This is a genomic window from Rhodococcus sp. SG20037 (genome assembly GCF_031763325.1).
Taxonomy (GTDB): domain Bacteria; phylum Actinomycetota; class Actinomycetes; order Mycobacteriales; family Mycobacteriaceae; genus Rhodococcus_F; species Rhodococcus_F qingshengii.
In genome coordinates this window covers 1,515,543-1,537,751 of the sequence record NZ_CP134497.1, presented here as the reverse complement: position 1 = coordinate 1,537,751, position 22,209 = coordinate 1,515,543, and the positions used below count along the sequence as shown (strand labels likewise).

Genomic DNA, 22,209 nt, shown 5'->3' with positions numbered 1-22,209 from the left:
CTAGACGCTCTTCTTGCGTCCCAGCGCCAACATGCCTTCCACCAGCATCAGCTGCGCTCCCGCGTACGACGCCAGGATCACACCCTCGGCAGCAGCGCGGCCGGCGGTCCCGCGGATGAACAGACGACGCACCACGATCAGTCCGTCGGATGCGGTGAAGAGCACTCCGCCCAATCCGAGCCAGGAGCGTCGATCCTTGTTCGGGACGACTACGTCGAGCACGGCCTTTGACTGCGGTGCCAGAGCGGGGTCCGCCGACAACGTCGAGGTGGTTCCCAACATCAATCCGTATCCGGTGAGCGGCGTCGACACGCTCGGGGCCTTGGCACGGAGCAGTCCGGACGCCGTCGACCAACCGCTGATGCGGGGCCGCAGGGCAGCGCGGGTCGGCCGAGCGCCGCGCCGCAGCAGGAGCGCCGAGTAACTGGCCTGCATCACCGCGAACGAGGACGCGCCCTTGATCAGACGAGCATCGTTGTCCGGGTCGATCATGAACACGTCGCCGACAGTTGCAGCGGCGAGACCGGCCAGAAGCAGTGCGGTATCGGCAGTTTCCGTCTCCGAGCGCTTGCGCAGCACTCGGGCGGCCAGAGCGGGTGCGATCAACGGCTTCGCGATCTGCTGAACCCGCTCGTTACCGACTACTGCCCCGACCACTGTCGCTGCCGTCGCCGCCGCAAAAACTGCGTGCTCGATGCCCCACTTGCCCGCCATCACAATCCTCCTGTTGGTTACACGTCCAACAGCGACCGTACTGGGTCACTCAGGCGGCATCGCCGGATTTGACGTCCGCGCCGTAGACATCGACGTATTCCTGCCCCGACTGGTCACAGAGCACTGCCATCAATTCGTCCGTCGCCGCACGCACGACGGCCTGGTAGCCACGAAGTTCGCGGTACCGAGAGAAGTCGATCGGCTCCCCTACCGTGATCCGGACCTTGCTGAAGCGCCACATCCGCGTACCCGGCGGGTTGACTGCGTCGCCGCCGTGTACGACGACGGGAGTGACCGGCGCCCCGGTTTCCAATGCAACTCGAATCGCTCCGGTCTTTCCCTTGTACAGGCAACCGTCGGGTGATCGTGTTCCCTCGGGGTAGATCCCCCAGACACCACCCTTGTCGAGAATCCCGATGGCCGTGTCCAACGCCGCACGGGAGGCGTCGGCGCCGCTACGGTCGATCGGCACCTGACCGGCCCCACCGAAGAACCAGCGCTGCATCGCGCCCTTCACACCGGTCCCGGTGAAATATTCACTCTTCGCGACGAAGGTGATGCGTCGGCGCACCATGAGAACCAGGAAGAACGAGTCGACGACTGCCCGATGGTTGCCGGCGAGAATCACCGGCCCTTTCTTGGGGATGTGGTGCTGACCCTCGATCGTCGGCCGCCCGAACAGCCAGAGGACCGGGCCGATCAGGACGTATTTGAACAGCCAATAGAGCACAGGGCATCACCTTTTCCGTCTAGTAGACAGTGTCTACGACAAGAATAGTAGACACTGTCTTCCATGACTGTCAGCAGCCTTCGCGAAACACTCGTCGCCACCGGCGTCGAGATTCTCGATGCCGACGGCGCCACAGAACTGACGCTACGGGAGATAGCGCGTCGGGCGGGCGTGTCGCACGGCGCCCCGCGGAGATACTTTCCGACCCACAACAGCCTGCTAGCCGCAATTGCCTCACACGGCCTGCGCGATCTCGCCGACAGACTCGATCCCGTCCTCGCCGGCAAACAATCCGCTCGTAGCCGATTGATCTCGGCAGCAATCGAATACGTGTCATTCGCCCAGGAGCGACCGGCGATGTTCGAGTTGATGTTTCGCCACGACCTCCTCGAGGGCGCAGGCAGCAACCTCCGAGAGTCTTCTCTCCCACTCTTCGCCGCCCTGCAATCCCTGACCGAAGAGGCCGACGCCTCCGATCCCACCACATCTGCGTTGAACATCTGGACCGGAACCCACGGCATCGCAGTGCTGGCGGCAAATCGAAGCCTCGCACTCGTCGCACCCGACCTCGATGTGCCGTCGCTGGTAGCCACCGCCGTGACGGACCACCTTCCACGGACTCGTTGATTTACATAGTTAACCTATGCAATAATGTTCTTCGTGACAGACGAAGAACAGCAACTGCACGAACTACTCGTCGACCTCGTGAGCAATACGCACCGCTTCGCGAAGCTGGCAGGCTCCTTCGCGTCCGATCAGTACCCACGCGCCTGGCTGCGCGCACTCTCGTTACTCGAGGAATACGGCGAAATGCGGATCAGCGACTTCGCTCGACTCGACAGAAGCTCGCAGCCCTCTGCCACTGCACTACTGCGCAAACTCGGCGAGAACGGTTACGTCGAACGCCGCGCCGACCCCGAGGACGCCCGGGCAGTTCGAGTGGCCATGACGGACAAGGGCCGAAAGATCTTGAACGACGGTCGAAACGAGATCGCCGACGCTCTAGTCCCCCACTTCGTCGAACTCGGGCCCGAGCAGATCAAGAAACTGGCCGACGGATTGGCCGAATTGCGGTCCATCATCAAGACTTCCGATCCCAGCTGAAACACCCACCACTGAAAAAGGAGGTGGCCGTGAGCAACACGACCGCGACATCAACGCACCAGAACGAGGCTCCGCCGAGCCTCCTGAAACAACCGAAAGCGGTGTGGGCGGTAGCCTTTGCCAGCGTCATCGCCTTCATGGGTATCGGATTGGTCGATCCGATCCTCAAACCGATCGGCGAACAACTCGACGCCACACCGTCGCAGGTTTCGCTGCTGTTCACCAGCTACATGCTCGTCACCGGCGTGGCCATGCTCATCACCGGTGTGGTGTCCAGCCGCATCGGCGCCAAGAAAACACTTCTTGCAGGCCTTGCCATCATCATCGTGTTCGCTTCTCTGGCAGGCGCTTCCAGCACCATCGGCCAGATCGTCGGATTCCGTGCGGGCTGGGGACTCGGCAATGCACTGTTCATCGCAACGGCGCTCGCGGCAATCGTCGGCGCGGCCAGCGGCGGCGTGGCACGGGCGATCATCCTGTACGAGGCTGCATTGGGCATCGGTATCGCAGTCGGACCGCTGGTCGGCGGAGTTCTCGGTGACATCAGCTGGCGCGCACCGTTCTTCGGCGTCGCAGCCCTGATGGCGGTCGCCTTCATTCTCATCGTGGTGATGCTTCCGAGCGCACCCAAGCCCGAACACCACACGTCCATCGCTGCGCCCTTCCAGGCGTTGCGGCACCGCGGGCTACTCACCGTTGCCATCACCGCGCTGCTCTACAACTACGGATTCTTCACGCTGCTCGCGTACACGCCGTTCCCCCTCGACATGGGGGCGTACCCGATCGGATTCATCTTCTTCGGTTGGGGCCTGATGCTGGCGATCTCGTCGGTTTTCCTCGCCCCTCGCCTGCAACGACGCTTCGGCACCCTGCCGATGATGATGCTGGCACTGACCCTGTTCGCACTCGACCTGGGCATGATGGCGCTCTTCACCGAGAACAAGATCGTATTGATCGTCGGTGTCGTCCTCGCCGGTTTGTTCCTCGGCGTGAACAACACACTCATCACCGAAACCGTCATGATCTCAGCACCCGTGGAGCGGTCGACCGCCTCGGCTGCTTACAGCTTCGTTCGATTCGTCGGCGGCGCCGCTGCTCCGTGGGTAGCCGGCAAGCTCGGCGAATCCAACGTCCACATGCCGTTCTGGGTCGGCGCGGTGCTCACCCTCGCCGCCGTATTCGTCCTGTCGAGCGGACGTAAGGTTCTCGCTCACGTCGACGACCACGATCCCGCGCCGCACAGCGTCGACGAAGCACTCGCCGTCACCGTAGGCGACTGACCCCTGTGAGTGGTTGAGGAGTGCAGGGACTCCTTAACCACTCACGGGGCGTCAGCTCAGGTTCAGATCTTCCAGGCCCAGCAGCGAGCGGTACTCGACGCCCTCGGCACCGATCACCGCATCCGCACCCGTGGCGCGATCGACGACCGTAGCGACTCCGACCACGGTGGCCCCTGCCTCGCGCAGGGCCTTCACTGCTGTCAACGGCGAATTGCCCGTCGTGGTCGTGTCCTCGACAACCAGGACACGCTTGCCGACGATGTCCGGGCCCTCGATCTGGCGCTGCATCCCGTGGGCCTTCGCAGCCTTGCGGACGACAAACGCATCGATCGGTCGGCCGGGAGCGTGCATCACCGCCATGGCAACCGGATCGGCGCCCATCGTCAAACCGCCGACGGCGTCGAAATCCCAGTCCGCGACCAGTTCACGCAGCAGCGAGCCGATCAGCGGCGCTGCCTTGTGGTGAAGTGTCGCGCGGCGAAGGTCGACGTAGTAATCGGCTTCCTTGCCCGAGGACAACGTCACCTTTCCGTGTACAACAGCCAATTCGCGCACCAGCGCAGCCAAATCCTCACGATCGCTCATGAGTGCTCAGCCTACCGACCACTGCCTTGTGTTCGGCTTCTGCCTCTGGGCTACGTCCGGCTTCCGCCTCTGGGCTACGTCCGGCTTCCGCCTCTGGGCTACGTCCGCCCGCGGCCACGTCCGACGATGTTGGTCAGCCGGCGAACCAGCCCCTTGGGAACGAGACGCCCGGCCGTCGTGAGGACCTTGTACTGGAATCCCGGAATACTGATGACCTTGTCGTCACCGAGATCCTTCATCGACGCCGCAACCACCTGGTCGACGCTCAGCCACATCGGCTTGGGGATCGTGGACATCTCGATGCCCGCGCGCTCGTGGAACTCGGTGCGAATGAAGCCCGGGCACAGCGCCTGCACGCGCACTCCCGTCCCGGCCAACCCGCCGGACAGCCCTTCGGTGAACGAGATGACATAGGCCTTGCTTGCCGAATACGTCGAACCCCGCCCGGACAGCAGGCCCGCGACGCTCGCCACGTTGACAATCGTTCCGTGCGCCGACGCGATCATGCTGGGCAGCGCCGCACGGGTCAGCCGCATCACGGCGGTGACGTTGACGTCGAGTTGAGACTGAAGAAGCGCCGGATCGGCGGTCCAGAACTCGCCGGAGGTACCGAACCCGGCGTTGTTCACCAACACCTCGACGCCTTTCTCCAGACGAAGCGCGACCGTGTCGCGTCCGGCCTCCGATGCGAGATCGGCAACCAGAATCTCCGACTCGGTGCCGAACATCGTCTTCAACTCGGACGCGAGGTCGTGCAATCTGACCTCGTCACGTGCGACGAGAACCAGGTCGTATCCGAGGGAGGCGTATTTCTTGGCGAAACCGGCGCCGAGACCAGAGGTGGGTCCGGTCACCAGGGCAACGGGACGCACAGGGCGATCCGAGTGGGAAGTCGACATACCGGCCACGCTAGTGGTTATCACGCCTGGACGGGAACCTTAAAGGTCAGTCGACCGGGCGAATTGTGCCCGAGCGCTGCGACGCCGGACGCTGAGCCGGCTTGTCAGCCGCCTCGGGCTTGCGCAGCGATTGATCCGGACGTGGCGCAGATTCCCGCGGTGCGGGCTCCCGCGGTGCGGGCTCACGCGGTGCGGACTCACGCGGGGCAAATTCACGCGGCGGAGCGTCACGGGGCGGCTGCTCTTGACGCGAACGGGGCTGTTCTACCGGATCCGGAGTTGGGCGAGACTTCTCGGCGCCCGGCCGCGGGCGGCTCGGATCGTGATCGACCTCGAGTTCGTTGGGATCGGTGACGGGAGGCAGGACATGCAGAATGCCGGACAGGCGCGCAACCGACTCGATTGCCGCGTCCCAGTCCCGGCCGTTACTGGTCACCGGAAGCGAACCGAGCGTCCACTGCCCTTCGCTCCACAGCATGCTGATCGACGGCGGAACCGATTCGGTGAACGCCACCATGCGCTGATCACAGACACGACGTGCGATCTCGAGATCGGTCGCGAAGACGACTCGTGAACCGATCGCACCCAACAGGTTCAGGTCGCCGTCCTTGGGCGGAGCCGTCGACTTCAACCGAAGATCGATGTCGACGTCCGACCCGATCTCGCGGCGAACAGCCACGATGGTTGCGGTCTCCTCCAGGTCGAACAGCACGAACTGCTCTCCGCGACGGCGGCCGCGGACGACGTCGGTAGCAGTCAGGTAGTCCTGCTTGGCCATGACCGCGCGGTGCCATTCGCCTGCCAGCTGATCGTCAGTGGCCGTGTACGTGTAACCCTGCGCCTTGGCCCAGATCTGACGCACTCGCCCGGATTGATCTCGCCTCGTCCTGTCGACGTACAGAAGCGCACCCGCGCCTGCGAGTGCAATTGCTGCCAGTCCGAACCACATTCCAGTCATCACCCTCCAGGGTAGCGACTCGCGGCCTCAACCTCCCGCGACACCCTGGTGGACTCGCCCGATGTGTCGTGAACGACTCAGTTGCCGAACTTCGGCAGCGACGTACTCAGAATCGTGTTGGCGGTCATCGTGCCGTTCTCCACCGGCGTGCCGTCGACGACGATGTTGTCTCCCGGTTGCAGATCGGCGATGGTGGCGCGGTTGAGCGCGATGAGCGTGGTGTCCGCGGTGGTCAGAATCGTCACCTGCGAACCCCCGATCGAATCGATGACCAACGTGCCGCCGTCGTTCGACTTCACGGTGCCGACGGCTCCCCCGGCGTCACCGATGACTTCGCCGAGCCCGCCTGGAAGCTGGCTGAGCGGAGAATCCGTCGTCGGAGTCGGCGCCGTGGTGCTGGCCTTCGGCGGTGTCGTGGTCGGCGCCTGCGTCGTGGTGGTCGGGGGAACGAAAGCGGTCTGGGTGCCCTTGTCGTTCGAGCCGAACGCCGAGAACGCGATGATCGCGATCACGGCGACCAGGATCCCGACCACACCGGCGGCCACCCACGTCGCGAGCTTGCGCTTCTTACCGCCGCCCGACGATCCATCGTCGATGAACGGCTGTTCCGGCGGAACTCCACCGCCACCACCGGCAACTGGATACTGCTGTGTATTTCCGTACTGCTGCGTGTTCCCGTACTGATCCGGGTTCCCGTACTGCTGAGCGGTGTACGGCGGATAGGCCTGCGTCGCACCAGGCGGCGGCGCCTGCGGATCGAACTGCGGGTTGTAGGCAGGGAACGCCTGAGTGGGATTCGGCTGCTGACCCTGCTGCCCCAAATACTCCGTGTTCTGATCCGGGCCCCCGTAGGGATACTGCTGTGCCCCCGGCTGCTGACCGAAATACTCCGTCGGCTGGTTCGGATTCTGGCCGGACACCGTCCCGTACTGCTCCGTCGGCTGGTCGGGCGTACGCACCCACACCTCGGTGGCCTCGGGATCCTCACGGCGCGGCCCACCCGAGTTACGCGGATCGTTCTGATCGGTCATGCCTGGCTCACCTTCGGTTGGGACGAAAGAGCGTCGAAGTCGTTCGGAGAGGCGCGGGTGCACTCGTCCCCGGTTCGAGCATCCAGCCATCCAGGGTAGAACAAAATGCGAATGCCCCGCCGATCCAAGTGGATCGACGGGGCATTCCGCTTACCGAATCAGGAGAGGACCAACTGATCCGCGTCCTCGCTGACACCGACGTGCACGGTGTCGCCGTCCTGGACCTTGCCGGCCAGGAGCAGCTTGGCGAGCTGGTCGCCGATCGACTGCTGAACGAGTCGACGCAATGGCCGAGCGCCGTACAGCGGGTCGTAGCCGCGCACTGCGAGCCACATCCGAGCCGCACCGTTCACCTCGAGGGTGAGACGACGCGCAGCCAGACGCTTCTGCAACTGCTCGAGCTGGATGTCCACGATGTGCTCCAACTGCTCCTCGGAGAGCGAGTCGAAGATGACCACGTCGTCGAGACGGTTGATGAACTCCGGCTTGAACGCGTGGCGTACCGCATCCATGACCTGCTCCCGCGTGCCACCGGATCCCAGGTTGGAGGTCAGGATCAAGATGGTGTTGCGGAAGTCCACCGTGCGGCCTTGACCGTCGGTCAGTCGGCCTTCGTCGAGTACTGCGAGCAAGACGTCGAACACGTCGGGGTGTGCCTTCTCGACCTCGTCGAAGAGGACCACCGAGTACGGGCGTCGTCGAACTGCTTCGGTGAGCTGGCCACCGGCTTCGTAGCCGACGTATCCCGGAGGAGCACCGACGAGTCGGGCCACCGAGTGCTTCTCACCGTATTCGCTCATGTCGATGCGGATCATCGCGCGCTCGTCGTCGAAGAGGAAGTCCGCCAAGGCTTTGGCGAGCTCCGTCTTACCGACGCCGGTCGGGCCGAGGAACAGGAAGGAACCGGTGGGCCGATTGGGGTCGGCGACACCTGCTCGGGCGCGGCGAACCGCATCCGAGACGGCGACGACGGCGTCGGTCTGGCCGACGACGCGCTTGCCGAGTTCGGACTCCATGCGGAGCAGCTTCTCGGTTTCGCCTTCCATCATCCGGCCGGCGGGGATTCCGGTCCAGGCTGCGACCACGTCTGCGACGTCGTCGGGCCCGACCTCTTCCTTGAGCATCACGTCACCGTCGGAGGCAGCTCCGGAAGCGGCTGCTGCCTCTTCCAGTTCCTTCTCGAGCGCCGGGATACGGCCGTAGCGCAACTCGGCTGCCTTGCCCAGATCGCCGTCACGCTCAGCGCGTTCGGACTCTCCTCGCAGGGTTTCGAGCTGTTCCTTCAGCACGCGCACCGAGTCGATGGCCTGCTTTTCGTTCTGCCAGCGGGTGCTGAGCTGATTGAGCTTTTCGCGGTCGTCCGCGAGTTCCTGACGCAGCTTCTCGAGCCGCGCCTTGGACGCGTCGTCGGTTTCCTTCTCGAGTGCCACTTCTTCGATTTCGAGTCGGCGAACCGTGCGTTCCACCTCGTCGATCTCGACGGGACGCGAGTCGATCTCCATACGAAGTCGCGATGCGGCTTCGTCCACGAGGTCGATGGCCTTGTCCGGCAGGAACCGCGACGTGATGTAGCGGTCCGACAGCGCGGCAGCCGCCACCAACGCGGAGTCGGTGATGCGCACGCCGTGGTGCACCTCGTAGCGCTCCTTGAGGCCGCGCAGGATACCGATGGTGTCCTCGACCGAGGGCTCACCGACGAGCACCTGCTGGAAACGACGCTCGAGTGCTGCGTCCTTCTCGATGTACTTGCGGTACTCCTCGAGTGTGGTCGCACCGACCAGCCGCAGCTCACCACGGGCGAGCATCGGCTTGATCATGTTGCCTGCGTCCATCGCGGATTCACCGGTGGCTCCGGCGCCGACGATGGTGTGCAACTCGTCGATGAAGGTGATGACCTGTCCGGCACTGTTCTTGATGTCGTCGAGGACAGCCTTGAGGCGTTCTTCGAATTCACCGCGGAACTTGGCACCGGCGACCATGGACCCGAGATCCAGGGACACGACGGTCTTGCCTCGCAGCGATTCCGGGACGTCACCCGCGACGATGCGTTGGGCAAGGCCCTCCACGATCGCGGTCTTGCCGACGCCGGGCTCACCGATGAGTACCGGGTTGTTCTTGGTACGACGCGAGAGCACCTGCACGACACGGCGAATCTCGGTGTCGCGACCGATCACCGGGTCGAGCTTGCCGCTACGTGCAGCTTCGGTGAGGTCGGTGGAGTACTTTTCCAGCGCTTGGTAGGTGCCTTCGGGCTCCGGGCTGGTGACGCGAGCGCTGCCGCGGACGGTGGTGAAGGCTTCACGCAATGCGTCCTGGGTGGCGCCGTGCCGTACGAGCAACTGTGCGACGTCGGAGTCGCCGCCGGCCAGTCCGTAGAGGACGTGCTCGGTGGAGACGTATTCGTCGTCCATCTCGGTGGCGAGGTGCTGAGCAGCAGTGAGTGCCGCGAGTGCCTCACGCCCGAGTTGCGGGGTGGAGCTTGCGCCGGTTGTCTTGGGCAGGCGATCGACGATTGCCTGTGCTTCACGGTGTACGACCGTGGGGTCGACGCCTACAGCTTTGAGTAGTGGGGCAGCGATGCCGTCGGTCTGGTCGAGCAATGCGACCAGCAGATGGGCAGGCCGGATATCGGGGTTACCCGCCGACGACGCCGACTGCAGTGCAGCCGTCATCGCAGCCTGGGTCTTGGTTGTTGGTGTGAACGAGTCCACTTGTCACCTTTCTGGCGAAGTCGAACGGGAAGAGCCGCGACCGGTTGGTATTGCGACTGTGTCAATATGCTCAACGCGGACAAACTTGAGTCTATTCCGCTCAAGTTTGTTTTCGCCAGGCCGAGTTGGTTTCGTAGGTCACATTTTCAGCCGTACTAGAATTGTGGCGAGAGTTGCAGCTGGTGCGAAAGGGGGATGGATTGGATCCGACAGTGATCGCCCGTCTGCAATCCAGCCTCGATTCTCTGACCGACGACGAAGAGAGCCGTGCGCACTTCTCGGCAGTGTTCTACACCGGCCTCTTTGCGGAACATCCTCTGTACCGCTCATTGTTCCCGGCCGGGATGGAATCGCAGGGCCACCGTTTCTTCAGAGCCATCGAGTTCGTCGTGAAGAATCTGCCCCAGCATCGCCGAATCCGGAAGTTCCTCACCCAACTCGGCCGCGACCACCGTCGCTACGGCGTCGAGCGTGAGCACTACGAGGCCGCCGGCGTCGCTCTGAAGCGCGCGGTTCGGTCGATGTACGGCACGAGCGCGCACAGCCGCTACAAGTGGACGCCGGAGCTGGACGAGGCCTGGTCTCAGTTCACCGACCTCGTCGTCGGCACGATGGCCGACGGCGCCGAATCCGATACGACCCCGGCGCTCTGGGGCGCAACCGTGGTCAGCCACGAACGAGTCCTCGACGATCTGGCGATTGTTCGCCTCGAAGCCGACCCACCCATTCCGTACGGGGCGGGGCAATACGTAGGTGTTCAGATTCCCCAGCGCCCGAAAATGTGGCGGTATTACTCACCGGCGATTCCGACCAACCCTTTCGGTCAGCTCGAGTTCCACATCCGCAAGGTGTCGGGAGGATGGGTCAGCCCCGCGATCGTCAGCGAGACCAACGTCGGTGACCGCTGGGTCATGTCCACTCCCCTCGGCGGCCTCGAGGTCGACTTCACCAGCGACCGTGACGTTCTCATGATCGGGTCCGGCACCGGTATCGCTCCACTGCGGGCACAGGTGATGGAAATGTCTCAACGCGCGCACAACCCGCGCGTGCACCTGTTCGTCGGCGGCCGCTATCCCTGCGATCTGTACGACCTCGAAACCCTCTGGCACATCTCGCTCAGCAACCCGTGGTTGACCGTCGTACCGGTTTCCGAAGAACCCGAAAACCCTTGGTGGCACAACGGACCGGTGCTCGAACCACCGTTCGGAATGCACAGCCGGCTGATCGGACCGATCGGAAAAGTGGTCGCGCAGTTCGGTTCGTGGGCCGACCGTCAGGTGCAGATCTCGGGGTCACCGTCGATGATCAAGACAACCGTCTACGCCTTGCGTGCCGGCGGAACTCCGCTCGACCAGATCCGGCACGACCCGCTCTACTGACTACAGGAGTACTTTCATGGCCCAGCGAACCTGGTCGAGCACAGTCGTCGAACATCACCGTCTCCGTGAGGATCTGGCGGTTGTTCGTCTTGTCGGCGACGTCGTCCCGTTCCGACCCGGCCAGTACGTCGACGTCAGCGTCCCCCAGAATTCGCGGTTGCTCCGTCGACTCTCCCCTGCACTGCCTCCCTCACACGACGGGAAGTTGGAGTTTCACGTCAAGACGGTTCCCGGCGGTTGGGTCAGCGGTCCGATAGTCAAGGACACCCAGCCTGGCGACGTCTGGCAGATCCTCGACCCGCGCGGCAACCTGTCCGTCGACGAGAACGGCCCCACCGTCATCATGGTCGCGGGCGGAACCGGTTTGGCCCCACTCCGGTCGATCATTCTCGATCTGGCTCAGACCCCGAACCCGCCGCAGGTGTACCTCTTCTTCGGTGGCCGAACGCTTCGTGATCTCTATGCGGCGGACATGCTGTGGCTGCTCGCCGACCAGTTTCCGTGGTTGCAGCCCATTCCTGTCGTCGAAGATCTCTCCGACGGCGGCCCGCCCGACGGATGGTTCGACCGGTTGAACGTCGACATCGGATTCGGCGACGATCATCTCATCGAAGGCACGCTCGCCGACGTCGTCGCGTCGTACGGTGCGTTCACCGAACATCAGGTCCTGGTGTGCGGATCGGCGGCCATGGTTCGGTCGACGCGTGATCGATTGATCGAGGCCGGAACGCCGGCCGAGGTCATTCAGTTCGATCCGTACTGACGGTCAGTACGTCGGGTCGTTGCGAACGGTGTCGACGTCGATGCCCACTGCGCGAAGCCTGAATTTGGTGCTGTTGACCATGGATTCGCTGCCGACGACCTGGATGTCGTAGCCCGCCCAGTCCCCGAACGAGGTCACGACCTTACCGACCTTGCCGACGATGCGCCGCTTCATGCCGATCGGCGGCAGTGGCTCCGCTTCGGTGTGCCACCACGGATTCTCGTCTTCTTCGGAGACCGGGATGATCGTGAGCCACGGGTACTTCTCTGCCAGCTTCCACAGATGCGGAAGGTCGTAGAGATCGCACGGATGCTGTCCGGAGTAGAACAGGTGGACCTTGCGGGTGTTGCCGCGTCGGATCAGCTCGAGTATCTGAGCGCGCAGCGGAGCCACTCCGGTTCCCGACGCGATCATCAAAAGGTCCTTGGAGTTCTCCGGAATCCCCAAGGCGCCGATGGGCGAACCGACCACCCAGGTGTCACCGACAGCGGTCTGGTTCACCATGACCGGGCTGACCCACCCGCCGGTGACCTGGCGGATGTGGAACTCGAGGATTCCGGTCCCGTCGTACGGCGTGGCCGGAGAGAGGTAGCGCCACATCCGTGGCCTCGCGGCGACCTGCACGCTGACGTACTGACCGACGCGGTACTCCATCGTCTGGTCGAGTTGCAGCCGCACGACGGCGACGCCCTTGATGACCGGGCGGCATTCGATGACCGTGGCACTCCACGCGGGCGGACCGTCTTCCGCGTTGGCGGCGTCCATCATCGCTGCCGAGATGATCGCGAGCGCGTTGCGCCACGCGCTGTCGACCTCGTCTGTCCACATTTCGGCGCCACCGAAAGTCTCGAGTGCTTCGATCAAGGCATTGCCGACTGCCGTGTAGTGCTCGTCGGTGACGCCGTACTTACGGTGATCGCGGCCGAGCTGAGCGAGGTACTCGAGTATCGCGTCGGACTCGTCGAGGCGTTCGACGACGTGAGCGATAGCGCTGACAAGCCGGTCACGCTGCACATCCATCGCTGCCGGAAAGAACTCCCGGGTTTCGGGCGATCGAGCGAACAGGATCGAATAGAAGGTACGGGCGAGCCGTTCCGGACCATCTTCTACCGCAGCGACGGATTTGAAGCTCGACCGGACCAGAGAGATTGCTTGCGAATCCACGCTCATCCTCGTCCCGACTAGACGCGGCAAGACCCGCCGCGGAATTTCGTCTGCAGCTTATGTCACAAATGTCTGACTCGTAAATCATTCTGGACAAGTGTCACAATGCGACCCCATTTCGCGGTGTGACCGTCCCTTTCTTATTCTTGCGTGCAAGATAAACAAGAGCTTCGACACTCTCGATCGCCGAGCTAACGTTCAGCGAAATCTCAACCAGCCAAACAGGAGTCGTGCCGTGGATTTTGTTCGACAGGACGAATTGCCCACCGATAGCGGGCTTACGTCCCAGATCGCCTCCACTACCCCGACGCTGACCGAGCTTCAACGTCGGGAACTCGAGTGCGTCGAATTTTTCGACTCTCCGGAACTGGGCCACCTCCCGACGTCTCGGCGGCGTGAGGCCTTGCGTGAACTCCATCGGACCGACACCTACACGCACACAGCGGAGGAATTGCTCGTCGGCGCCAAACTCGCGTGGCGAAACCACGCCAGGTGCGTCGGTCGCGCGCATTGGCGGACCCTCAAACTCATCGACGCGCGCGATGCCGTCACGGCTTCCGCTCTCGCCGAAGCATGCTGGGAGCACCTGCGACTGTCGACCAACGGCGGCGCTCTGCAGTCGGTCGTGACGGTCGGACCACTCCCCCGCGAGGACGGTCAGGAGTACCGAATCCTCAGCCCGCAACTGATCCGCTACGCCGGCTACCGGCAGCCTGACGGCACCATTCTGGGCGACCCGTGGCACGTCGATCTGACTGCTCAGGTCACCGCGATGGGGTGGAAGGGCGCCGGTACGCCGTTCGACGTTCTCCCCGTACTGATTTCGGTTCCCGACGAACCCCTGCAGTACTTCGACGTCCCGACCGACCTGGTTCTCGAGGTCGAGATCGAGCACCCCGAATACAGCTGGTTCGCTGATCTGGGGCTTAAATGGCATGCCGTCCCTGCGGTCTCGGACATGAACCTCGACATCGGCGGAATCGTTTATCCCTGCACGCCGTTCAGCGGTTGGTACGTCAGCACCGAGGTAGGCGCACGCAACTTCAGCGACACCGATCGCTACAACATGTTGCCCACCATCGGAGCGATGATGGAGCTCGACATGAGCCACGACCGCACGCTCTGGAAGGACCGCGCACTGGTCGAACTGAACCGTGCAGTTATCCACAGCTACCGCAAGGCCGGCGTCATCATGGTCGACCATCACACTGTCGCAAAGCAATTCATCGATCACATCGCGCGTGAGGACAAGGCCGGGCGCAAGTGCCCGACCGACTGGTCATGGGTGAACCCGCCCATGTCCAGCTCGCTCACGCCGACGTTCCACCGCCTGTACGACGAGCCCGATCTCGACATCCGGCCCAATTTCGTGACAAAAAAGAAGAAGGGCACCGACCAAGGCCGGTGCCCCTTCCACAACTGATCGCGCTCAGAAGGGGATCTGCCCCAATCCGACGCCGACCACGAGCATCGTGATCGAGATCAGGCCCGCTCGCCACAGAACCTTCTTGTGGTGATCCGCCAGAGAAACACCGGCGAGTGTGACCAGTAGCAGGATCGCCGGGACCAGCGGGCTCTGCATGTGCACGGCCTGCCCGGTGATCGAGGCGCGCGCCATCTCCACCGGCTCGATGCCGTACTGCGCTGCAGTCTCGGACAGCACCGGCAGCACACCGAAGTAGAACGCGTCGTTGGTCATGAAGAACGTGAGCGGGATACTCAGGACGCCCGTGATGACGGCGAGGTGCGGGCCCATCGCGTCGGGGATGACCTGAAGCAGCCACTCTGCCATCGCCTCGACCATGCCGGTTCCCTGGAAAACGCCGGTCAGCACCGCTGCTGCCAGCACCATCGCGACCACCGAGACGATGCTCGACGAATGGCGTGCGATTGCTTCACCCTGATCCTTGACCGCCGGGAAGTTCACCGCGAGGGCGATCGACGACGCGATCATGAACAGCACCGGGATGGGCAGGATGTCCATCACGAGTACGACGAGAAGGATCGTCGTCAGCGCAGCGTTGAACCAGAGCAATTTCGGCCGCAAGGTGTCCCGCTTGGGGTCGAGGCCGTCGATGAATCGTCCGGTGTCGCCGCCGTCGTCCTCGGAGTCGTTCGAGCCGCCGGTGCCGGCGCTACCGGTGCTGGAACTTCCACCGTTTCCGACCTTTTCGAGGATGCGCTCAGAAGTCAGGACCAAAGTCCCGATCCTGCGGCGCTCCATGATCCCGAGGTGAATCGCGAATCCGAGCACCATGATCAGGCCGACGATCAACGACGGCACCATCGGCACGAACACGTCGGAGGGTGAGAGTCCCAGCGCGCTCGCGGCCCGGACGGTCGGGCCGCCCCACGGAATGATGTTCATCGTCGCGTTGGACAGGCCGGCGATCACCGTCAGAACGACGGGACTGACACCGAGTTTGAGGTAGAGCGGAAGCAGCGCCGAGGTCACGATGATGAAGGTCGTCGAACCGTCTCCGTCCAGCGAGACCACCATCGCGAGCACTGCGGTTCCGACCACGAGCCTCATCGGATCGTCTCGCACCATCCGCAGGATGAGCTTGACCAGCGGATCGAAGAGGCCGACGTCGATCATGATTCCGAAGAAGATGATCGCGAAGAACAACAGCGCCGCGGTGGGTGCGAGCGACTTGATGCCGTCGGTGATCATGTCGCCGATTCCGAGGCCGGCCCCGGCAAGTAGTCCGAAGGCCACCGGAACCAGAGTCAGTCCCACCACCGGGGTCGCGCGTTTGGTGAGAATCAGGAACATGAACACCGCAACCATGAGGAAGCCGAGTGTGACGAGCATGATGAACTCCTTTAGTGCTGAATTGCCGAGAAAAAACGGCACGGCAAATCGAGCCGGTGACCTTCGTGGAGGTGAAACGAAACTTCGGTAGTGCTCAGTTGATGCCGGGCGGATCGAGTGTTGCGTCGACGAACCGGGATTGATCGGTGAGGAATGCGGAGAACTCGGGTTCGGCGAGAACTGCACTGTTCCAACCGTTTCGGCGAGACAGCTCGTTCCAGCGCGGACTTGCCGCCAGATCCCGCACCAAATTCTGCAAGTGCTGACGCTGATCGTCCGTCAGGCCCGGCGGCGCCATGAGGCCGCGCCAATTGGTGAACGTGACGTCGACGCCAGACTCCGCCATCGTGGGCGCATCCACCGCCGGGGTACGGGCCGGCGAACTGACCGCAAGGACCCGAACCGTGCCTGCCGCAATCTGATCGAGGTACTCACCGATACCGGTGGCGGCTACGTCGACCTGCCTCGTGAGCAGTGCGGGAAGCAGTTCGCCGCCGCCGTCGTAGATGCGGTACGGGGAGCGCGACGGATCGACGCCGACCGCCCGTGCGAACAGAAGGCGGAACAACCCGTCCGGTCCACCTTCACTCGAACCACCGCCGATCGAGATCGACGACGGATCCGCCACCCAGGCCTGCGTCAGATCGGCGAGAGTTTTGTACGGTGAATCTGCTGGAACCAGTAGCGCTTCCGGTTCTTCGACGAGTCTCGCAATCGGTGTCACGTCGGCAAGTGTGTGCTCGGACGGCAGTATCTCGAGCGAACCGAGAACTCCGAGCCCCATGACCATGAGTAGGTCGGGATTCCCGCTTTCGAGAGCCAACCGGTTGAGTCCGACGATGCCGCCCGATCCGGGCAGCACAACGACGTCGGCGTCGACGGTCCCTTCGTCGGCCAGTGCTTGCACCATGGTCCGGGCGGTCAGGTCGTAACCACCACCGGCCACCGAGGGCACCAGTACGCGCAGTTCTTCGGAACTCTCACCCGCTCGGCCACCGGCGAAGAAGGACTCGACCGGAGTGCATCCGGTCGAGAGCACGAGAGTCATCGCGCAGGCACCGAGCAGGGCGATATGCCTGCTCAGCCCCTTCGATGTGCTCATGGCTTCGTCCTTGTCTGCCGGTACCGATGTGTGAACAGGTTTCATACTGACGCACTTTGTGACTGGGGTCACCATTGGGAAAGCAAATTGATTTGTGCTCATTGTGCTCACGAACGGCCGCTTTCCCGGCATCGAACTGAAGGCTAGGGTCTGGCTGGTGTCCTCAGGAAACGAGCAGGCGGAGCGAGAGAGCAAGTCGTCTCTGTTTGCCCGGCTGTTTCGCCGCCGGCACACTCTGGCGACACAACTTCTCGAACTGCAACTTCTGATCGTCGTTGCAGTTCTCGTGTGCGTCACCGCCCTCTCCCTCGCGCAGTCGTCCGCGAGTTTCCAACGCGAGGAGGGACGTCGCGCACTCGCCAGCGGAATCGCTCGCAGCCAATCCGGCAGTACGCGAGCTACTCCCCCAGGCGCAGACCCGCCTCCGCTCCGGACTACAAGGTTCGGTCGACTCGGTACGCGCCATCTCGGGCGTCACCTACGTCTCGCTTGCCGACGCCGACGGCAGTGTCGTCATTTCGACGCGTCCCGGTGATGTCGGCATCGACGCACGTCAGACGGAGGATCGGTCGTGGACGGGTTTGGTCGACACGCCCTCCGGCAAGGCCGTGGAGGCGCACGTTCCGATTCTCGGCAGCGAAGGAGCGATTACCGGAACCGCGATCGTCGGCATCGAGTACCCCTCGATCTGGACACGGCTGCTGCAGTCTGCACCGAATCTCCTGGTATACCTCGCGGTGGCATCCCTTCTCGGCGGCGTCGGTTCGATCCTGTTGGCCCGCAGGGTAAAACGGCAAACCCTCGGCATGGAAGCCGGCGAGATCCTGGACCTGGTTCGCCAACGTGAAGCAATGCTGCGCGGTCTCAAGGAAGGCGTCATCGCATTCGACGCGCAGGGAAAGGTGGTGCTGATGAGCGACAGTGCCCACCAACTCCTCGACATCCCACGCGGCAGCGCCGGTAGATCGGTGCGGGACCTCGGTCTCGACGACCGCCTCCAGAGTGTACTGACCTCCGGCACAACCGAATCCGATCAGTTGGTTCTTGTCGGCGATCGCCTGCTCGTCCTCAACACCGTCTTGATCGAATCGAAAGGCCGCACCATCGGGTCGGTCACCACTTTCCGCGACCGCACCGAATTGCGCTCCGTGGAAGAAGAACTCGACGTGACCAAAACCAGCACCGACGCACTACGCGCCCACATCCACGAGTTCGACAATCAACTGCACACCATCTCCGGCCTCATCCAGCTCGGCGAATACGACGAGGTGGTCGGCTACGTCGAGGGTCTGACCATGGAGCGCGCGCAGGTCAGCGCGACCGTGACCGAGAAGATCGCCGACGTCGGCACCGCCGCACTCGTGATCGCCAAGATAGGTGCTGCTGCACAGGGGTTGGTCACGGTCGAGCTGGCGGCGGACACACATCTGGAGACGGTGGACCGCAGACTCGGACGAGATCTCGTGACAGTGGTCGGAAACCTCGTCGACAATGCCATCGACGCCGTCGGCGAGATGCCGGAAGCCTCGCGCCGCAAGGTTCGGTTGTCGATTCGGGGCCGTGGCACCGCGGTCGAAGTTCGGGTCGAGGACGCCGGCCCCGGTATCGCGCCGGAGAATCGCGACAGGGTGTTCGGCCAGGGTTGGAGCACCAAGGGACAATCGAGCGACGGACACGGTTTCGGTTTGGCGCTGGTGCGCCTGACGTGTCGTCGGCGGGGCGGCGACGTCACCGTGAGCACTCGTTCGGCAGAGGACATCGAGTGGACTGTCTTCAGCGCAGTCCTACACGACGGAGAGGGCGCATGATCCGGGTACTGGTGGTCGACGACGACTTCATGGTGGCGAAGGTGCACAGCGGATTCGTCTCACGGATAGACGGTTTCGAAGTGTGCGGCGTTGCCCATTCGGCCGAGACCGCACTGGCCGCAGTCGGTGAGTTGCAACCCGACCTGGTTCTTCTCGACGTCCACCTGCCCGGCACCACCGGACTCGATCTGATCGCCCCGTTTCGCGAGCTGGCACCGGAGCTGGATGTTCTTGTCATCACTAGTGAGCGTGAGGCCGGCTCGGTCAAGAAAGCGCTGCGCAGCGGCGTCGTGCATTACCTGATGAAGCCCTTCACGTTCGAGGTTCTCCGTGAGCGTCTCGAGCGGTACCGATCGACATATGCGAATCTCGACAGCTCCGGCGAAGCAGAACAGACAGCAGTGGACGAGGCCTTCGGTGTGGCAGGTGGCGCGCCCGGGGCGTCGTCCCACAAAGGTTTGCCCAAAGGACTCAGTCCTGAGACCCTTCAGCTGGTCGAGGCAGCACTACGAGACGAAACCGAACCCGCCTCGGCCACAGATATTTCCGAGAGGGTCGGCATCTCACGCGCGAGCGCGAGGCGCTACCTCGAATACCTCTACGAAACCGGGCGGTCCACCACTTCGCTGAAATACGGAGTGGTGGGCCGCCCGGAACGTCGTTACGTCTGGAAACGCTGACCCTTCGCTACACGACGCTGGTTCCTAGACCGCGCGGGCGCTGGTCTCCCAGTACCGCGCGCGCAGCGCCTTCTTGTCCAGCTTGCCCAGCGGTGTCAGCGGGAGTGATTCCACGAAGTCGATGCTCTTGGGAGCGTGAACCGAACCCTTGGCTGCCTTCACCTTGTCGACCAGTTCCTCGGTGTCGACGGTCAGTCCGGCACGAAGTACGACACAGGCCTTGACGGCTTCGCCCCACTTGTCGTCCGGCACACCGACTACCGCCACCGACGCGACGGACGGATGCGCCGAGATCACGTCTTCGATTTCGCGGGGGAACACGTTGAAACCACCGGTCACGATCATGTCCTTCTTGCGATCGACGATGGACATGAACCCGTCCTTGTCCTTGCGCGCGATGTCGCCGGTGTGCAGCCAACCACCCCGGAACGCCTCGGCGGTTTCGGCCGGCTTCTTCCAGTAGCCCTTCATGATCAGCGGGCCACGGACGCAGATCTCACCGAGTTCTCCCTGCGGCACCTCGTTGAGGTCGTCGTCGAGCAACCGGACGTCGAGCCACGGCACCGGACGCCCACACGTGGCGAGGCGGGCCGGATCGTCGGCGAGGTGTTCTTCCTTGCGCAGCACCGAGATAGTCATGCCGCACTCGGTCTGACCGTAGAACTGGAAGAAGATCTGACCGAACTTCTTGATGCCCTCCTGCAGTCTGGCGGGAGACATCGCGGACGCTCCGTAAAACAGCGTCTGCAAACTCGAGACGTCCCGCTTGGGCAGATCGGGGTGGTCCATGAGCATGTAGATCATGGTGGGCACCAACATGGTTGCCGTGATCTTGTGCTTCTCGATCGCTTCGAGCACAGCACCTGGCTCGAAGGCAGGCAGGACGATCAACGCACCGCCGCGCAGCAAGGTCGGGATGAAGAACGCTGCACCTGCGTGTGAGAGTGGCGTGCAGATGAGGAAGCGGTTGTCCTCGGGCCACTGCCACTCCGACATCTGGATCTGATTGAGCGCAGCACCCGAACGGAAGGATCCGACAACACCTTTGGGCTTGCCGGTCGTTCCACCGGTGTAAACCATGCTGCTGGCGTCTTCGGCGTCGACGTGCGCTGCCTTCAGCGGCGCGGGCTCGAACGTGGCAGCCAGCGCGAGGATGTCGATTCCCACCTCGGACGGCCCCATCGAGAGCACGTTGGTCAACGAGGGTGACGACGCCTTCAACTCGGCGGCACGCTCTTCGAAGGCATTGGGATCGAAGATCAGCGTCTCGATCTCGGCGTCGTCGACGATGTACTTGTGGTCGTCGAGCGATCCCATCGGGTTCAAGGCGCTCGCCCGGCAGCCGGTGATCATGGTCGCGCCCATACTGATCAGAACCTCGGGGCGATTCTTCGACAGCATCGCGGTGCTGGTGCCCTGAGTGATTCCCAAAGACGCGAGCGCCTGGGCGAAGCAGCTGATCTGATCGCGCATCTGACCGCCGGTGAGGATCACGTCGCCGAGGTACAGCGCGGGCTTGTCGTGATTGCGTTCCAGAGCGGTGATGAGCAGGTCCGGACCGTATACCGGTCGGTGCAGGTCAGCGAACTCGTCTGTCATCTGGTCTTCCTTCTGCTCGGCGCGTGCAGTCATCGAGATGTGCTCCCGGTCACGGATACGATATCCAGAATTGCACAAAACTGGAACAGGTTCCACCTCTTCGATCGAATCCGAGAATGCTCCCGATCAGCGGGAAGCCCGTCGTCACCCGCGAGAGCGGTGGTTAGCGTCGATGTACCCACCGAGACGACAGCGTCTCGGTCGCGTCCAACGGAGAGTGTCATGACTACCAACCTCGGTACCGCCCACTTCACGGCAACTGCTCCGCGTACTGCCACCACGCTCCTCTCCGATTTCGACTCGTTGTACGGCACCGTGTGCTCGGCACCCGACGGGGCCGTCGTCGAGCAGGACGTCGTGTTCTTCGGACGCCCCGATCCCGGCGCACTGCTCACCGGATCCGTGAGGGCGTTGAGTTCGACACTCGAGCGGATCACCGAATACCACGACCAGACCGGACATCTGGTGGCCGAGGTCTTCGTCCGGGAAGTCCCGACAGCGGGCACCGGAACCGATTCCGTTGCCGCCCTTGCTGATTTCGCTGCTCGTCGTTACGGCTCGGCGTCACTACGACGCTTCCGCGGACGTTCCACCGCGACTTCCACGGGAACAGATCTGCACTGCTCCGTGACAGTGCTCGCGACGTACGAGAAGGACCACGAGAGCGTGGCCGACGTAGCTCTGGTCGCCACCGATCCCGCTGGGGTCGTCACTGCCCGGGCCTGGGCGACTTACGCGATCGACGATGTGGCGACACTCGCGAGCTGAATCTCTGCAGGTCACCGAGTAGGCGTTCCATCCAGCGGGAACTGCCGTATCTCCAGCGGACGCTTCGTCGTTGTATGAGACGGATCACATCACTGGAGCGTCGCAAGACGCGGCTCGGA

General features: G+C 63.3%; 20 protein-coding genes. 9 read left to right on the top strand and 11 right to left on the bottom strand.

Going from position 1 to position 22,209, the window contains the following annotated elements; translation table 11 throughout:
- Positions 1-714: a lysoplasmalogenase gene (locus tag RHP72_RS07150; protein ID WP_007726757.1), complete on the bottom strand. Its 714-nt coding sequence runs from the start codon at positions 712-714 to the stop codon at positions 1-3.
- Between the two features lie 49 nt (positions 715-763).
- Positions 764-1,444, bottom strand: coding sequence for a lysophospholipid acyltransferase family protein (locus RHP72_RS07145; protein WP_311094511.1), 681 nt, complete (start codon positions 1,442-1,444; stop codon positions 764-766).
- A 63-nt stretch (positions 1,445-1,507) separates the two neighbouring features.
- Between RHP72_RS07145 and RHP72_RS07140 the strand changes: the two genes are divergently transcribed.
- Genes RHP72_RS07140 through RHP72_RS07130 form a run of 3 tightly spaced genes read left to right on the top strand, consistent with a single transcriptional unit; the run spans position 1,508 to position 3,828 of the window.
- Entirely contained in the window at positions 1,508-2,071 is a 564-nt protein-coding gene (locus RHP72_RS07140; RefSeq protein ID WP_007726755.1) for a TetR/AcrR family transcriptional regulator, read from the top strand.
- A gap of 33 nt (positions 2,072-2,104) precedes the next feature.
- A complete protein-coding gene (locus tag RHP72_RS07135; RefSeq protein WP_003944339.1) occupies positions 2,105-2,548 on the top strand; it encodes a MarR family winged helix-turn-helix transcriptional regulator in 444 nt (147 codons plus the stop codon).
- A 23-nt stretch (positions 2,549-2,571) separates the two neighbouring features.
- A complete protein-coding gene (locus tag RHP72_RS07130) occupies positions 2,572-3,828 on the top strand; it encodes an MFS transporter (protein ID WP_003944384.1) in 1,257 nt (418 codons plus the stop codon).
- A gap of 51 nt (positions 3,829-3,879) precedes the next feature.
- Here the strand turns inward: RHP72_RS07130 and pyrE are convergent, their stop codons facing one another.
- The 5 genes from pyrE to clpB all read right to left on the bottom strand — a co-directional run bounded on the left by pyrE (position 3,880) and on the right by clpB (position 10,012).
- Positions 3,880-4,413 carry an orotate phosphoribosyltransferase gene (gene pyrE, locus RHP72_RS07125; protein WP_003944385.1) on the bottom strand — a complete coding sequence of 178 codons (534 nt, stop codon included), beginning with the start codon at positions 4,411-4,413 and terminating at the stop codon, positions 3,880-3,882.
- A 98-nt stretch (positions 4,414-4,511) separates the two neighbouring features.
- Complete coding sequence (locus tag RHP72_RS07120; protein WP_037131478.1) at positions 4,512-5,312, bottom strand: SDR family oxidoreductase; 801 nt, start codon at positions 5,310-5,312, stop codon at positions 4,512-4,514.
- 46 nt (positions 5,313-5,358) lie between these two features.
- Positions 5,359-6,261: a hypothetical protein gene (locus tag RHP72_RS07115; RefSeq protein ID WP_063315132.1), complete on the bottom strand. Its 903-nt coding sequence runs from the start codon at positions 6,259-6,261 to the stop codon at positions 5,359-5,361.
- Positions 6,262-6,347: 86 nt separating this feature from the next.
- Complete coding sequence (locus tag RHP72_RS07110; RefSeq protein WP_311094510.1) at positions 6,348-7,301, bottom strand: hypothetical protein; 954 nt, start codon at positions 7,299-7,301, stop codon at positions 6,348-6,350.
- Between the two features lie 158 nt (positions 7,302-7,459).
- Positions 7,460-10,012, bottom strand: a complete 2,553-nt coding sequence (gene clpB, locus RHP72_RS07105; protein WP_007726750.1) for an ATP-dependent chaperone ClpB — start codon at positions 10,010-10,012, stop codon at positions 7,460-7,462.
- Positions 10,013-10,194: 182 nt separating this feature from the next.
- Here clpB and RHP72_RS07100 point away from each other — a divergent pair, with 182 nt between their 5' ends.
- On the top strand, positions 10,195-11,391 hold the full coding sequence (locus RHP72_RS07100; RefSeq protein WP_007726748.1) for an FAD-binding oxidoreductase: 1,197 nt from the start codon (positions 10,195-10,197) through the stop codon (positions 11,389-11,391).
- Between the two features lie 16 nt (positions 11,392-11,407).
- A complete protein-coding gene (locus RHP72_RS07095) occupies positions 11,408-12,154 on the top strand; it encodes an FAD-binding oxidoreductase (protein WP_076948798.1) in 747 nt (248 codons plus the stop codon).
- Positions 12,155-12,157: 3 nt separating this feature from the next.
- On the opposite strand, the gene RHP72_RS07090 is transcribed toward RHP72_RS07095, so the two are convergent.
- The gene (locus tag RHP72_RS07090) at positions 12,158-13,318 is read right to left on the bottom strand and encodes a globin domain-containing protein (RefSeq protein WP_076948819.1); all 1,161 of its coding nucleotides are present in this window, start codon (positions 13,316-13,318) and stop codon (positions 12,158-12,160) included.
- 235 nt (positions 13,319-13,553) lie between these two features.
- Here RHP72_RS07090 and RHP72_RS07085 point away from each other — a divergent pair, with 235 nt between their 5' ends.
- A complete protein-coding gene (locus RHP72_RS07085; protein ID WP_311094509.1) occupies positions 13,554-14,741 on the top strand; it encodes a nitric oxide synthase oxygenase in 1,188 nt (395 codons plus the stop codon).
- A 6-nt stretch (positions 14,742-14,747) separates the two neighbouring features.
- Here RHP72_RS07085 and RHP72_RS07080 read toward each other — a convergent pair whose 3' ends face one another.
- Both RHP72_RS07080 and RHP72_RS07075 read right to left on the bottom strand, forming a co-directional pair.
- Positions 14,748-16,133: a CitMHS family transporter gene (locus tag RHP72_RS07080; RefSeq protein ID WP_003944372.1), complete on the bottom strand. Its 1,386-nt coding sequence runs from the start codon at positions 16,131-16,133 to the stop codon at positions 14,748-14,750.
- 94 nt (positions 16,134-16,227) lie between these two features.
- A complete protein-coding gene (locus RHP72_RS07075; protein WP_397517609.1) occupies positions 16,228-17,235 on the bottom strand; it encodes a Bug family tripartite tricarboxylate transporter substrate binding protein in 1,008 nt (335 codons plus the stop codon).
- Between the two features lie 275 nt (positions 17,236-17,510).
- Here RHP72_RS07075 and RHP72_RS07070 point away from each other — a divergent pair, with 275 nt between their 5' ends.
- Both RHP72_RS07070 and RHP72_RS07065 read left to right on the top strand, forming a co-directional pair.
- The gene (locus RHP72_RS07070; protein ID WP_311094507.1) at positions 17,511-19,043 is read left to right on the top strand and encodes an ATP-binding protein; all 1,533 of its coding nucleotides are present in this window, start codon (positions 17,511-17,513) and stop codon (positions 19,041-19,043) included.
- Positions 19,040-19,723 (top strand): response regulator, encoded by a 684-nt coding sequence (locus RHP72_RS07065; RefSeq protein ID WP_042452198.1) that lies wholly within the window; start codon positions 19,040-19,042, stop codon positions 19,721-19,723. The genes RHP72_RS07070 and RHP72_RS07065 overlap by 4 nt, the downstream gene beginning before the upstream one ends.
- Before the next feature lie 24 nt (positions 19,724-19,747).
- On the opposite strand, the gene RHP72_RS07060 is transcribed toward RHP72_RS07065, so the two are convergent.
- Positions 19,748-21,322 (bottom strand): AMP-binding protein, encoded by a 1,575-nt coding sequence (locus RHP72_RS07060; RefSeq protein ID WP_039972740.1) that lies wholly within the window; start codon positions 21,320-21,322, stop codon positions 19,748-19,750.
- A gap of 222 nt (positions 21,323-21,544) precedes the next feature.
- On the opposite strand from RHP72_RS07060, the gene RHP72_RS07055 reads away from it, so the two are divergent.
- The gene (locus tag RHP72_RS07055) at positions 21,545-22,090 is read left to right on the top strand and encodes a hypothetical protein (protein WP_311094506.1); all 546 of its coding nucleotides are present in this window, start codon (positions 21,545-21,547) and stop codon (positions 22,088-22,090) included.
- Positions 22,091-22,209: the final 119 nt, after the last annotated feature.

Bases quoted from the DNA above. Each gene is read 5' to 3' on its own strand.
- RHP72_RS07075 (WP_397517609.1), bottom strand. From the start codon at position 17,235: ATGAGCACATCGAAGGGGCTGAGCAGGCATATCGCCCTGCTCGGTGCC.
- RHP72_RS07060 (WP_039972740.1), bottom strand. From the start codon at position 21,322: ATGACAGACGAGTTCGCTGACCTGCACCGACCGGTATACGGTCCGGAC.
- RHP72_RS07150 (WP_007726757.1), bottom strand. From the start codon at position 714: ATGGCGGGCAAGTGGGGCATCGAGCACGCAGTTTTTGCGGCGGCGACG.
- RHP72_RS07055 (WP_311094506.1), top strand. From the start codon at position 21,545: ATGACTACCAACCTCGGTACCGCCCACTTCACGGCAACTGCTCCGCGT.
- RHP72_RS07080 (WP_003944372.1), bottom strand. From the start codon at position 16,133: ATGCTCGTCACACTCGGCTTCCTCATGGTTGCGGTGTTCATGTTCCTG.
- RHP72_RS07065 (WP_042452198.1), top strand. From the start codon at position 19,040: ATGATCCGGGTACTGGTGGTCGACGACGACTTCATGGTGGCGAAGGTG.
- RHP72_RS07110 (WP_311094510.1), bottom strand. From the start codon at position 7,301: ATGACCGATCAGAACGATCCGCGTAACTCGGGTGGGCCGCGCCGTGAG.
- RHP72_RS07120 (WP_037131478.1), bottom strand. From the start codon at position 5,312: ATGTCGACTTCCCACTCGGATCGCCCTGTGCGTCCCGTTGCCCTGGTG.
- pyrE (WP_003944385.1), bottom strand. From the start codon at position 4,413: ATGAGCGATCGTGAGGATTTGGCTGCGCTGGTGCGCGAATTGGCTGTT.
- RHP72_RS07140 (WP_007726755.1), top strand. From the start codon at position 1,508: ATGACTGTCAGCAGCCTTCGCGAAACACTCGTCGCCACCGGCGTCGAG.
- RHP72_RS07115 (WP_063315132.1), bottom strand. From the start codon at position 6,261: ATGTGGTTCGGACTGGCAGCAATTGCACTCGCAGGCGCGGGTGCGCTT.
- RHP72_RS07095 (WP_076948798.1), top strand. From the start codon at position 11,408: ATGGCCCAGCGAACCTGGTCGAGCACAGTCGTCGAACATCACCGTCTC.